General features: G+C 63.0%; 11 protein-coding genes. 9 read left to right on the top strand and 2 right to left on the bottom strand.

Features of this window, described 5'->3' with window-relative positions; translation table 11 throughout:
• Positions 1-171: 171 nt before the first annotated feature.
• The 8 genes from hflK (HX855_RS08125) to cfaB all read left to right on the top strand — a co-directional run bounded on the left by hflK (HX855_RS08125) (position 172) and on the right by cfaB (position 9,368).
• Entirely contained in the window at positions 172-2,103 is a 1,932-nt protein-coding gene (gene hflK / locus HX855_RS08125) for a protease modulator HflK (RefSeq protein WP_177090118.1), read from the top strand.
• A 9-nt stretch (positions 2,104-2,112) separates the two neighbouring features.
• Positions 2,113-3,111 (top strand): protease modulator HflC, encoded by a 999-nt coding sequence (gene hflC, locus HX855_RS08120; RefSeq protein WP_177090142.1) that lies wholly within the window; start codon positions 2,113-2,115, stop codon positions 3,109-3,111.
• Positions 3,108-4,142 (top strand): protease modulator HflK, encoded by a 1,035-nt coding sequence (hflK, locus tag HX855_RS08115; protein ID WP_177090117.1) that lies wholly within the window; start codon positions 3,108-3,110, stop codon positions 4,140-4,142. The genes hflC and hflK (HX855_RS08115) overlap by 4 nt, the downstream gene beginning before the upstream one ends.
• Positions 4,139-6,034, top strand: a complete 1,896-nt coding sequence (locus tag HX855_RS08110; protein WP_177090116.1) for a cation-translocating P-type ATPase — start codon at positions 4,139-4,141, stop codon at positions 6,032-6,034. The genes hflK (HX855_RS08115) and HX855_RS08110 overlap by 4 nt, the downstream gene beginning before the upstream one ends.
• 117 nt (positions 6,035-6,151) lie before the next feature.
• The gene (locus HX855_RS08105) at positions 6,152-6,406 is read left to right on the top strand and encodes a hypothetical protein (protein ID WP_177090115.1); all 255 of its coding nucleotides are present in this window, start codon (positions 6,152-6,154) and stop codon (positions 6,404-6,406) included.
• 65 nt (positions 6,407-6,471) lie between these two features.
• The gene (locus tag HX855_RS08100; RefSeq protein ID WP_177090114.1) at positions 6,472-7,317 is read left to right on the top strand and encodes a DUF692 domain-containing protein; all 846 of its coding nucleotides are present in this window, start codon (positions 6,472-6,474) and stop codon (positions 7,315-7,317) included.
• Positions 7,308-8,096, top strand: a complete 789-nt coding sequence (locus HX855_RS08095; RefSeq protein WP_177090113.1) for a DNA-binding domain-containing protein — start codon at positions 7,308-7,310, stop codon at positions 8,094-8,096. Before HX855_RS08100 ends, HX855_RS08095 begins: the two co-directional genes overlap by 10 nt.
• Positions 8,097-8,183: 87 nt before the next feature.
• Positions 8,184-9,368 carry a C17 cyclopropane fatty acid synthase CfaB gene (cfaB, locus tag HX855_RS08090; RefSeq protein WP_177090112.1) on the top strand — a complete coding sequence of 395 codons (1,185 nt, stop codon included), beginning with the start codon at positions 8,184-8,186 and terminating at the stop codon, positions 9,366-9,368.
• A 129-nt stretch (positions 9,369-9,497) separates the two neighbouring features.
• Here the strand turns inward: cfaB and cls are convergent, their stop codons facing one another.
• Positions 9,498-10,937 (bottom strand): cardiolipin synthase, encoded by a 1,440-nt coding sequence (gene cls, locus HX855_RS08085; protein ID WP_177090111.1) that lies wholly within the window; start codon positions 10,935-10,937, stop codon positions 9,498-9,500.
• A 130-nt stretch (positions 10,938-11,067) separates the two neighbouring features.
• On the opposite strand from cls, the gene HX855_RS08080 reads away from it, so the two are divergent.
• Complete coding sequence (locus tag HX855_RS08080; RefSeq protein ID WP_010168411.1) at positions 11,068-11,589, top strand: DUF3617 domain-containing protein; 522 nt, start codon at positions 11,068-11,070, stop codon at positions 11,587-11,589.
• Between the two features lie 133 nt (positions 11,590-11,722).
• On the opposite strand, the gene HX855_RS08075 is transcribed toward HX855_RS08080, so the two are convergent.
• Positions 11,723-13,060 carry a dihydroorotase gene (locus HX855_RS08075; protein ID WP_177090110.1) on the bottom strand — a complete coding sequence of 446 codons (1,338 nt, stop codon included), beginning with the start codon at positions 13,058-13,060 and terminating at the stop codon, positions 11,723-11,725.
• Between the last annotated feature and the right edge of the window lies 1 nt (position 13,061).

Genomic DNA, 13,061 nt, shown 5'->3' with positions numbered 1-13,061 from the left:
TCCTTGTCCGTAAGCCCGCGAAAAACTGTGGGGAGTGTGCCGATTTATCACGGCTGAAACCAGTGATGGCTCCGGTTTATGGGGGTTTCGTCACTATCCCCGTGAATCCAAACAAAAATTTCACGCCCCGCGTTATAGGGTAACCAATTGTTTCTGGGTGGGCGTTTGGGGATGCGAGTGGATCTAGACGCTGATGACGTGGCCATCGAAGGGTTGCCGCGTTTTCAGCAAGGGTTGTTTCATGCCCGCCGGTTGAGGCAGGCCGGCATTGGCCTGACGGTGCTGGCGGTCGGCGGCTGGATGCTGGCGTTGTTCGTGGCGCTGTTCGCTCCGCTGTCGATCTGGCCGGTGGTGCTGATCAACTGTGCCTCGGCGTTGCTGGTGCTGGTGGCCGGTGTGCAATCGGCATGGTGGGTCGCGGATTGGCGGGCCATGGCGCTGGAGGAGCCGACGGCGACGTTGATTGAGCCGCCTCTGCCGGAAGAAGACCCCGGCTGGCTCAACCGCCTGTTCGGCCGCGTCGGTAGCGGCTTGCTGGCGCAAATCGGCGCGCCGGTGTTCTGGCTGTGCGGCTGGTCGTTGCTGGCATTCTTCAGCGTCCTGGAGTTCTGGAGCCTGACCTTGCCCGCCGCTGCGGTAGGCCAAGCCGCCAGTGTGGGCGCGGCCATTGCCCTGGCGCTGGCCTTCGGCTTGCTGGTGTTTGAACGGCGCATGGCTCAGGAAAGCACCGCGCAGTGGCCGGAAGCCGCGCAACTGGCGCAACTGAGCCGGGTGGCGATTATCTGCCTGGTGATCAGTGCGATTTGCCTGCTGTTTGCCGGTGAAGAATCCGTGTGGCCGTTGCGCCTGGCGGTGTTGATCGGCCTGTTGCCGGCCTTGGTGGCGCTGGAGTTTCTGTTACGCGGCCTGCTGTCGCTGTTCAGTCCGCGCCAGGCGCGCCTTGAACCGCGCCTGATGGCGCAAAGTTTTATCGCCGGGATGCTGCGCTGGCCGCCGCAACCGTTGCTCGCCTTGCAACACGAACTGCACAACCGCTTCGGCATCGACCTGCGGCAGATCTGGGCCTTTACCTACATGCGCCGGGCATTCCTGCCGGTGCTGGTGGTGGTGCTGGCCGTCGGCTGGTTGCTGACGGGTGTGCATGAAGTTGCCCTGCAAAGCCGTGGGATTTATGAACGCTTTGGCAAGCCGGTGGAGGTCTTCGGGCCCGGCCTGCATGCCGGTTTGCCCTGGCCGTTGGGCCGCGTGCTGAACGTGGAAAACGGCGTGGTTCATGAGCTGGCCACCAGTGTCGGCGAAACGGCAAACACCGACGTCGCGCCCGCTGAAGGCCCGGCGCCGTTGATTGCCAACCGCCTGTGGGACGCCACCCATGTGAATGACAAAGCCCAGGTGATCGCCAGCAGCAGCGGCGACAAGCAGAGCTTCCAGATCGTCAATATGGATGTGCGCTTTGTGTACCGCATCGGCCTGACCGATCAGGCCGCGCTCGCCGCCACCTATAACAGCGCCGACGTGCCCACGCTGATCCGCAGCACCGCCAGCCGCATCCTGGTGCATGAATTTGCCTCGCGCACCCTCGACGAATTGCTGGGTGAGGAACGCAACAGCCTCGCCGATGAAATTGGCCGCGCGGTGCAAGCGGACCTGAAGACACTCGACAGCGGCGTGGAAATCCTCGCCACGGTGGTGGAAGCGATTCACCCGCCAGCCGGTGCGGCCAATGCCTACCACGCGGTGCAAGCCGCGCAGATTGGCGCCCAGGCGCTGATCTCCCGGGAACGTGGCGCCGCCAGTGAACAGACCAACCAGGCGTTGCTGCTCGCCAGCACCGCCCGCGACCAGGCCCAGGCCACGGCCCATGAGGTCCACGCTGGCGCCCAGGCGGCAGACCTGCGCTTCAGCGCCGAACAGAAGGCCTACCAGCAAGCGGGCCAGGCCTTCGTGCTGGAGCAGTACCTGAGCCAACTGAGCCAGGGCCTGGCCCACGCCAAATTACTCATTCTTGATCATCGCCTGGGCGCCAGTGGCGCACCGACCATCGATCTGCGTTCCTTTACCTTACCGGCCGACCCTGCGGTGCCGCGTAAAGCCGTTCAATAAGGAGTTCATCTGTTGAGCGCTCATTCTCACGATCACGCAGGCCATGGTCACCACCACGGCCACCATCATCACCACCACGGTGATGAACACGAAGCCGGCCCGTTCCCGTGGCGGCGCATGGGCTGGGCGGTGTTGCTGGTGCTGTTCGCCGTCGCCGCTGCCAGCCTGGTGCAAGTTCGCTCCGGTGAAGCCACGGTGATTACCCGCTTCGGCAACCCGTCGCGGGTGTTGCTGGAACCGGGCCTGGGCTGGCGCTGGCCGGCGCCGTTCGAGGCGGCGATTCCGGTGGACCTGCGTCTGCGCACCACGTCCAGCGGTTTGCAGGATGTGGGCACCCGCGATGGCCTGCGGATCATTGTGCAGGCGTATGTGGCCTGGCAGGTGCAGGGCGACCCCGACAACGTGCAGCGCTTTATGCGTGCGGTGCAGAACCAGCCGGATGAAGCGGCGCGGCAGATTCGCACCTTTGTGGGCTCGGCGCTGGAAACCACCGCCGCCAGCTTCGACCTGGCCAACCTGGTGAACACCGACGCCAGCCAGGTGCGCATTGCCGATTTTGAAGCGCAACTGCGCCAGCAGATTGATCAACAATTGCTCACCACCTATGGCGTGCGCGTGGTGCAGGTGGGCGTTGAACGGCTGACCTTGCCCTCGGTGACCCTGGCCGCCACCGTCGACCGCATGCGCGCCGAGCGCGAGACCATCGCCACCGAACGCACCGCCGTAGGCAAGCGTGAAGCGGCGCAGATTCGTTCTGCCGCCGAGCGTGATGCGCGAATCGTCCAGGCCGACGCCACGGTGAAAGCCGCCGATATCGAAGCCCAATCCCGGGTGGAAGCTGCGCAGATTTACGGGCGTGCCTACGCCGGCAATCCGCAGCTGTATAACCTGCTGCGCTCCCTCGACACCCTCGGCACGGTGGTCACGCCGGGCACGAAGATCATCCTGCGTACCGACGCCGCGCCATTCCGTGCACTGGTGGATGGGCCGAAGGATATTCAGCCATGAGTGAGCGGGAAAGCCTCGACAGCCCATGGATCCAGGCTGGACGGCTGACGTTCCTCGCGCTGTATGCGGTGACGGTATTGGCCGCGTTGGCGTGGGCGTTTTCCAACGTGCGGCAGATCGACCCGCAGAACCGCGCCGTGGTGTTGCACTTTGGCGCCCTGGACCGGATTCAGAATGCCGGGCTGCTGCTGGCCTGGCCACGTCCGTTTGAACAAGTGGTGCTGTTGCCCGCGGCAGACCGCGTGATCGAGCGCCGGGTGGAAAACCTGCTGCGTTCCGATGCCGCCACCCAAGCCGATCGCGTGGCCAGTTTTGCCACGCCCCTGAGCGATGCCCTGGCCGGCTCCGGCTACCTGCTGACCGGTGATGCCGGCGTGGTGCAGCTGGATGTGCGGGTCTTCTATAAGGTCACTGAACCCTACGCGTTTGTATTGCAGGGCGACCACGTGTTGCCGGCGCTGGATCGGCTGGTCACCCGCAGCGCCGTGGTGCTGACTGCCGCGCGGGATCTGGACACCATTCTGGTGGCGCGCCCCGAGCTGATCGGCGCCGACAACCAGGCCGCCGAACGCCGCGAACGGCTGCGCGGTGACTTGGTGCGCGGCATCAATCAACGCCTGGCTGACCTGGCGTCCACCGGCCTTGGCCTGGGCATCGAAGTCACCCGGGTCGATGTGCAATCGAGCCTGCCGGGCCCGGCGGTCAACGCCTTCAACGCAGTGCTGACCGCCAGCCAGCAAGCCGACAAGGCGGTGGCCAACGCCCGCACCGACGCCGAAAAACTTACCCAAACGGCGAATCAGGAAGCCGACCGCGCGGTGCAGGTGGCCCACGCCCAGGCCAGCGAACGCCTGGCCAGCGCCCAGGCGCAAACCGCTACCGTCGCCAGCCTGGCCCAGGTCAAAGACCCTGGCCTGTTGCTGCGCCTGTACCGCGAACGCCTGCCGAAGATTCTCGGCCAAGCCGGTTCCGTCACCACGGTGGACCCTAAAGACGATTCCCGCCTGATCATTCAGGGAGCCGAACAATGACTGCCCACGCCGCCCCGATGCTTTCATCGGCCGAACAACGCAGCGCCGCCCGGCAACTGACCCTGGCGATGCTCGCCCTGGGCCTGCTCAGCCTCGGCCTGGTATGGCGCTGGCTGGCGCCGGACCAGACGGGCGTCAGCCAACTGCTGCTGGGCGTCGCCTCGTTGCTGGTGGCCGTGCCCGTGATGCGCTCGGCCTGGTACAGCCTGCGTTATCCGAGCCTGCATGGCATCACCGACCAACTGATCGCCCTGGCCATGCTGGGCGCCTGGGCCACCGGTGACCTGCTGACCGCCGCGCTGCTGCCGATCATCATGATCTTCGGCCACGTGTTGGAAGAACGCAGCGTCATCGGTTCCCAGGAAGCGATTCATGCCCTGGGCAAACTGACCCGCAGCCACGCGCGGCTGGTGCAGGCTGACGGGACCATTTTGGAAGTGGACAACGGCATCCTGAAGACCGGCGATATCGTCGAAGTGCGCGCCGGTGACCGGGTGCCCGCCGACGGTGTGGTGCTGTCGGGCCAGGCCAGCCTCGACACCGCGCCGATCACCGGCGAGTCGGTGCCGTTGGAAGCGAGTGTGGGCGTGCAGGTGTTTGGTGGCGCCATCAACCTCGACGGCTTGCTGCGCCTTGAAGTGACCCGCACCGGCAACGAGTCGACCCTGGGCAAAGTCATCGCCCTGATGCAGAGCGCCGAACGCTCCAAGCCGCCAATCACCCGGTTGCTGGAGCGTTATGCCGGCAGTTACATGGTGCTGGTGTTGTTGTTGGCGGCCGTGACCTGGTTCGTCACCAATGACGCCCAGGCGATGCTTGCGGTGCTGGTGGCGGCGTGCCCGTGTGCGTTGGTGTTGTCGGCACCGGCCACGGCGATTGCGGGGATTGCGGTGGCGGCGCGTCATGGCATTCTGATTCGCAGCTCGGCGTTTCTCGAAGAGCTGGCGGACTTGACGTCCCTGGTGGTCGACAAGACCGGCACCCTGACGTTTGGCACCCTGCGTTTGCAGTCCATCGACACCACGGAGCCTGATCGGCAAGTGCTGCTCAACCTGGCGGCCAGTCTCGGCTCGGCCAGCAGCCATCCGGTCAGCCGGGCGTTGGCGGGGTTGGCCACGCAAGAGCAAATGCTGGTGCTGTCGGATATTCGCGAGCGCCAAGGCCTCGGCGTGGTGGCGCAGACGGGGCAGGGCGAAGCGGCGCTGGGCCGTCCGGAATTGTTTGAGCAACTGGGCATCGCCACCACGGCGGTCCCCTCTCACGACGGCCCGATAGCCGGGCTGGCACTGAACGGGCAGTTTCTTGCGTGGATGTTGCTGGCGGACAGCGTCAAGCCTGAAGCGCGCCAGGCGATGAAGGAGCTGCGTGAACTGGGCCTGGGTCGCCAATTGCTGCTGACCGGCGACCGCCAAAGCGTGGCCGACAGCCTGGCGCTGGAAGTGGGCATCAGCGACGTCGAGGCCCAGGCCTTGCCGGAAGACAAACTCAACCGCGTACTGGGGGAAATCGGCAGCGGCTTCCGGCCGATGGTGGTGGGCGACGGGATCAACGATTCCCTGGCGCTCAAGGCCGGCGTGGTCGGTGTGGCGATGGGTGCGGGCGGGGCAGACATCGCCCTGGCCTCGGCGGACGTGGTGCTGATTGGCAGCGACCTGCGGCGCCTGGGCACGTGCGTGCGCTTGAGTCGCCAGTGCCGGCACACGTTGCAGGTCAACGTGATCATCGGTCTGGGCTGGACGCTGGCCATCGTGGTGTTCGCGGCATTCGGCTGGTTGGGCGCGGCCGGGGCGATGATTGCGGCGGTGTTGCACAACCTGAGCACCCTGCTGGTACTGGGCAATGCCGGGCGTTTGCTGCGCTTTCAGGAACCGCTTTTAAAGCTGGATGAATAAATTTGAAAATATTTTCGGTGGGGCTGTAACGGCACGGGGGGACCTCACTCTACTGCTATGTCGAGACTGAACAATCCGTTCAGACCGGCTCCCCTACCGATCATGAGGAAGATAACAATGAACATTAAATCCGCTGCTGCTGGTGCCGCCCTCGCTCTCGCCGCTGCTACCATGTTTGCCGGTGTTGTCACCCAGGCTCAAGCCGCTGATACCGCTGTGCACTGCTACGGCATCAACGCTTGCAAAGGCCAGAATGATTGCAAGACCGCGAACAACGCTTGCAAAGGCCAGGGCTCCTGCAAAGGTATGGGCTTCAAGGCTGAGCCAAGTGCAGCTGCTTGCGCCAAGCTTGGTGGCAAAGTCGGCGAGTAACCGGCAAAAGAGTGCAACCGCAGCGGGCCCCCCGCCGCTGCGGACACTTTCCCCTGGAGTGTTTTATGTCCGCTTCCCTTCCGAGTCTGGGTTACGGCCTGGGTTTACGCAGCGAGTACTACCAGCAGATCCTTGAACAATCGCCGGCCGTGGATTGGTTCGAAGTGATCTCCGAGAATTATCTGGTCCAGGGTGGCAAGGCCTTGTACTACCTGGATGCGATAGCCGAGCGCTATCCCCTGGTGATGCATGGTGTGTCCCTGTCCATCGGCGGGCCCCATGCCCTCGATAGTGATTACCTGAAGCAAATCAAACAATTGGCCGAGCGTATCGAGCCGGCGTGGATTTCCGATCATCTGTGCTGGAGCCGCGGCAGCGCACACCAGCTGCATGATCTGCTTCCCCTGCCTTACACCGAAGAAAGCCTTTATCACGTAGCCGGCCGCGTGCGCCAAGTGCAGGACGTGTTGCAGCGCCCGCTGGTGCTGGAAAACGTCTCCAGTTATGTGCGCTCCAAGGGCGATGAATTCACCGAGTGGGAATTCCTCAACGCCTTGGCTCACCTCACCGGCTGCCAGCTGTTGCTGGACGTCAACAATGTGTACGTCAGCTCGCGTAACCATGGGTTCGATGCCTGGACCTTTATCCGTAACCTCCCGCCCCAGAGCATCCGCCAATTGCACCTGGCCGGGCATATGGATTACGGCGACTACGTGGTCGACACCCATGACCACCCGGTGTGCGATCCGGTGTGGGCGCTGTATCAGCAGACCCTGGAGCTATTGGGGCCGGTGTCGACGTTGCTGGAGCGCGATGACCATTTCCCGCCGTTCGAAGAACTGCTGGCCGAATTGAGCAAGGCCCGTGAACTGGGCGCGACGGCGTTGGGCAGGAGACCTTTATGCGCCTGACCGATTGGCAGCTGGCCTTTGAAGAGCATTTGTTATCCGAGAGCGCTGCGGCCAACAGTGGCTTTGCGGCGACGTTGCTGGGCGGGCCGACGCTCGACGTCGAGACGGGCCTGGCGATTTACCACAACGCCTATGTCGCGCGGTTACAGGAAGTGTTGCGCGGTGACTTCGGTGCCGTCCGGTATTGGTTGGGGGATGATGAGTTTGCCCTGTTGAGCGAGGCCTACGTGCGCCGTTATCCCTCGGCCCATTACAGTTTGCGTTGGCTGGGGGAACGTTTCCCCGGGTTTATCCTTGAACACCTGATTGCCGAACAGAGTGCGCCCCTGGAGGAATTGGCACGCCTGGAGTGGGCATTCACGTTGGCCTTTGATGCGGCCCCGGGTGAACCCTTGACCTTGCAGGACATGGCGCAGTTGCCGCCTGAAGACTGGCCGGATTTGCGGGTGGAACTGGTGCCTTGCGTTCAGCAGATCCTTTGCCGGTTCAACACCGTGGCCATTTGGCGTTCCAGTAAAAACGAAGGGGATTTTCCCGGCAGCGAGCCGTTGGCCCAGGCGCATATCTGCCTGACCTGGCGTCATCAGAACCTGTGCCAGTACCGCAGCCTGGAGGCCGCAGAAGCGTGGGCCCTGTCGGGGATGGTCAGCACCGGCTGGAGCTTTTCCGAACTGTGCGCCGAGTTGGCAGTCACTTACCAAGAGGGCGCGCCATTGCAAGCGGTTACCTGGCTGAAACAGTGGATCCAGGACGGTTTGCTCCAGCGGCGGGCACCATAGAAAAGGGCTATTGATTCGATAGCCTGCTAATTTTTCTGTGGATGGTCTACCCTCATTTCAGACGTCTGAAACAAGGGGGGACTACTCATGCTCGCGCAACTTCCACCGGCCTTACAGAATCTCAAGCTACCGCTGCGTCTTCGACTCTGGGACGGCCATGAATTTAACCTGGGCCCGGATCCCAGCGTCACCATTGTGGTCAAGGACCCCATGATGGTTTCAACGCTCAGCCATCCGACCCTCGATTCATTGGGCGAAGCCTTTGTCGAGGGCAAACTCGAGCTGGAAGGCTCCATTTCCGAAGTGATCAGGGTCGTTGACGAGTTGAGTCATGCCTTGGTTGATGACGAAGGGGACAGCCGTCCGGTGCGCTCGATCCACGACAAGGCCACCGACGCCGCCGCTATTTCCTACCATTACGACCTGTCCAACGCGTTCTACCAGCTCTGGCTGGACCGTGACATGGCCTATTCCTGCGGGTATTTCGAGACCGGCAGCGAATCCCTCGACCAAGCCCAGCAAGACAAATTCCGCCACCTGTGCCGCAAATTGCGGCTGCAGCCGGGAGAGTATCTGCTGGATGTGGGCTGTGGTTGGGGCGGGCTGGCGCGGTATGCGGCGCGGGAATTCGGGGTCAAGGTGTTCGGCATCACCCTGAGCAAGGAACAGCTGGAACTGGCCCAGGAGCGGGTAAAAGCCGAAGGCCTGGAAGACCAGGTTGAGCTGAGGCTGCTGGACTACCGCGACCTGCCTCAGGACGGGCGGTTCGACAAGGTGGTGAGCGTGGGCATGTTTGAACACGTCGGCCACGCCAACCTGGCGGAGTACTGCAAGATTTTGTACGGCGCGGTGCGTGAGGGTGGCCTGGTGATGAACCATGGGATTACCGCCAAGCACACCGATGGCCGGCCCGTGGGCCGTGGCGCCGGGGACTTTATCGAGCGCTATGTGTTTCCCAATGGCGAGCTGCCGCACCTGGCGATGATGACCGCCGAGGTCAGCGAAGTCGGGCTGGAGGTGGTCGACGTCGAAAGCCTGCGCCTGCATTACGCACGCACCCTGGATCACTGGAGCGAGCGCCTGGAAGACAACCTGGAAGCGGCAGGCAAGATGGTGCCGGAGCAAGCCTTGCGCATCTGGCGGCTGTACCTGGCCGGCTGCGCCTACGCGTTTGCCCGGGGCTGGATCAACCTGCATCAGATTCTGGCGGTGAAGCCCCATGCCGATGGGAGTCATGAGCTGCCGTGGACGCGGGATGACCTGTACCAGTAAGCAATGGCACCGGTGATCTAAATGTGGGAGCGGGCTTGCTCGCGAAGGCGTTGTATCAGAAACACATTCAGTGACTGATACAACGCTTTCGCGAGCAAGCCCGCTCCCACATATGGTTCGGTGCAAGCCTTACAGGATGGGGGAAATAAGCCGCGCGACCCGCATGCCCAGCTGTTGCAGGCGGTGGGTCTGGCGGTTTTCTTCCTGGCTGATTTCATGGGCCAGGGCGAAGTCATCCAGCAACATCTGCTCCACCTGGCTGGCGAAGGTGTCATCCACCGTCAGCAACATCACTTCGAAATTCAGCCGGAATGATCGGTTATCCAGGTTCGCACTGCCGATGGCGCTGATTTCACTGTCCACCAACACCACTTTCTGATGCAGGAACCCCGGCGTATAGCGGAAGACCCGCACCCCGGCGCGCACCGCTTCGATCGCATACAGGCTGGAGGCCGCATAGACGATGCGGTGGTCGGGCCGCGACGGCAGCAGCAGGCGCACGTCCACCCCCCGCAGCACCGCCAGCCTCAGCGCAGAAAATACCGCCTCATCGGGAATGAAATACGGGCTGGTGATCCACACCCGCTCGGTCGCCGCGTGAATCGCCTCGACAAAGAATAGCGAGCAGGTTTCATACGGATCCGCCGGCCCGCTGGCGAGCAATTGGCAGAGCACGCCGTCATCCGGGTAAGTATCCGGCAGCAGCAGCGGCGGCAGCTCACGCGCGGCCCAGAACCAGTCCTCGGCAAACGATTCCTGCAAGCACGCCACCACCGGGCCGCTGACCTGCACATGGGTATCACGCCACGGCGCCAGGGGCGGTTTCTTGCCCAGGTATTCATCGCCGACGTTATGCCCGCCGACAAACCCGGTAATGCCATCCACCACCACGATCTTGCGGTGGTTGCGGAAGTTGACCTGGAAGCGGTTGAGCCAGCCACTGCGGGTGGCGAAGGCCTTGACCTGCACCCCGGCGTCCCGCAGCGACTGCACGTAACGATGGGGCAGGGCATGGCTGCCGATACGGTCATACAGCACGAAAATCGACACGCCTTCGGCGGCCTTTTCCTTCAGCAGGGCGTGCAGTTGGCGGCCGAGTTCGTCGTCATGAATGATGAAAAACTGGAACAGCACGGCGGTCTTCGCCGAGCGGATCGCTTCAAAAATCGCGCTGAAGGTAGCCTCGCCATTGATCAGCAAGCGCACCTGATTGTTCGCCAGGCACGGCATGCGCCCCAGCTTGGGCATCGCCCGCAGGGAGGCGTAGGCCTGGGAGTTGCGCGCGGCCAGTGCCTCTTCGACCCAGGGGCGCCAGTTCAGCTCGGTGATCGCCTTGTGCATTTCCTGGTTGGCCTGGCGCCGCGCCTGAATGTAGGCGTCGAAGGTGCTGCGGCCAAAGATCAGGTAGGGAATCAGCGTCAGGTACGGGATGAACATCAGCGACAAGGCCCAGGCAATCGAGCCTTGGGCGGTCCTGACGGTCAATACCGCATGGATGGCGGCGAGGGTGCCCAGAAAATGCAGGGTGGCAATGAAATAGGCGAGCAGGTGCGGGCCAAAGAAATCCATGGACAACGGTACTCCTGACAAACAAGTGCCTAACAGACCATGTTCGGCCACGAATGTCGCTATTTTATTTGCTGTGCAACACTGGCGCTTTTGCGGCGTCTAACGCCGACAATTGCCCAGGAGTTACCCGATGAATGCTCGTCTGCTTGGTTTGGCCATGGTTGTTGGTTTAACGCTGCCCGTGGCGGCGCAAGCGCAGATGCTGGCGCCGGGTTTGTGGGAATTGACCACCAGCAACATGAAGGTCGATAACCAGGACCTGCCGGACTTGTCGCTGATCCTCGGTCAGCTCAAGCAACAGATGACCCCGGAACAACGGGCGATGCTTGAGAAACAAGGCATCACCATGGCCGGCAAAGGCGTGCAGGTGTGCCTGACACAAGCCCAGGTGGCGTCCGACTCCATCCCGCTGACCGACCCGCAGTCGGGCTGCAAACAGGAGGTGACGGACAAGACCGGCAACCAGTGGAAGTTCCGCTTCAGTTGCCCGAAAGCCCAGGGTACCGGCGTGGCGACATTCCAGAGCCAGCAGGAATTCACCACCACGGTTAACGGCACCTTCAACGCCACCGGCGTTCAGCAGAAGGGCAGCCTGGACACCCACGCGCAATGGCTGGGCAGCAATTGCGGTACGGTCAAACCCCGCGCTTAAGAACAACCGCACCAAAGTGTGGGAGCTGGCTTGCCTGCGATTGCATCACCCCGGGTTTACTGAGAAACCGAGTCGCCCGCATCGCAGGCAAGCCAGCTCCCACAGTGGGTTGGGTTGCCGGCCCCAATCCTTGTCAGCGCTGAAAATGCAGCGGCAACCCCTGGCAACTGTCGTGCACACGCCCGTCATGCCAAGCCAGATGGCCGGAAACCAGGGTGGTGCTGACGCTGTGCCTGAAGCTGTGCTCGGCAAAGGGCGTCCAGCCGCAGCGGGCCAGGATCGGTTGGCTGCTGACAGGCTTGCCCTGGGGTTCGGGCTGGATCAGCACCAGGTCGGCCCAATAACCTTCCCGTAGATAACCTCGGTCGGGGATCGCAAACAGGTCCGCGACGCGATGGCTGGTTTTCGCCACCAGGGTAGTCAGCGGCAACACGCCGTCGGCCACCAATTCCAGCAGCGCCGGCAAGGCGTGTTGCACCAGCGGCAAGCCCGACGGTGCTTCGCGATACGCCAGTTGTTTTTGCGCCCAGGTGTGCGGCGCATGATCACTGCCAATGACATCCAGACGGTCACTTAACAATGCCAGGCGCAGGGCGTTGCGGTCGGCGCGTGTCTTGATCGCCGGGTTGCATTTGATCTGGTGGCCGAGGCGCGCGTAGTCGCGGTCATCGAACAATAGATGATGCAGGCAGACTTCCGCCGTGATGCGTTTTTCCGCCAGGGGTTTGTCTTCGAACAGCACCAACTCCTGCGCGCTGGTGATGTGCAACACATGCAGGCGCGTGCCATGCCGCTTGGCCAGTTCCACCGCCAAAGACGACGAGCGATAACAGGCCTGCGCATCGCGAATCAGCGGGTGAGCTACCGCCGGGATGTGCTCGCCGAAGCGCTCGCGCATGCGTTGCTCGTTGGCGTGAATGCTGGGCGTGTGCTCGCAGTGGGCCAGGAGAATGGTCGGCACTTCGGCGAACAGGCGCTCAAGGATCTTCGGGTCATCCACCAGCATATTGCCGGTGGAGGCACCCATGAACACTTTGACGCCGGCGACTTCTCGCGGGTCCAGGGCGGCCACGGTGTCGAGGTTGTCGTTGCTCACCCCAAAGTGAAAGCCATAGTTGGCCACCGAGTGCAGCGCGGCGCGGCGCTTCTTGTCGGCCAGGGCTTCCAGGTTCAGGGTCGCCGGGCTGGTGTTGGGCATATCCATGAAGCTGGTGATGCCGCCGGCCACCGCCGCGCGGGACTCGCTGTAGAAGCTGCCCTTGTCCGGCGCGCCAGGTTCACGGAAGTGCACCTGGTCGTCGATCATTCCCGGCAGCAACCACTGGCCTTGGGCGTCGATTTCCACCGGGGCGTTGGCGTTGTCGATGCTGCTGGCGATCTTCTCGATGCGGCCATTGGCGACCAGCAGGTCAGCCTCGAATACCTGGCCTTCGTTCACCAGGCGGGCGTTGCGGATCAGCAGGCGGCTCATG

The sequence above is a fragment of the Pseudomonas sp. IPO3778 genome (genome assembly GCF_013386825.1).
Classification (GTDB): Bacteria; Pseudomonadota; Gammaproteobacteria; order Pseudomonadales; family Pseudomonadaceae; genus Aquipseudomonas.
This window is presented reverse-complemented; position numbering and strand designations above follow the sequence as displayed.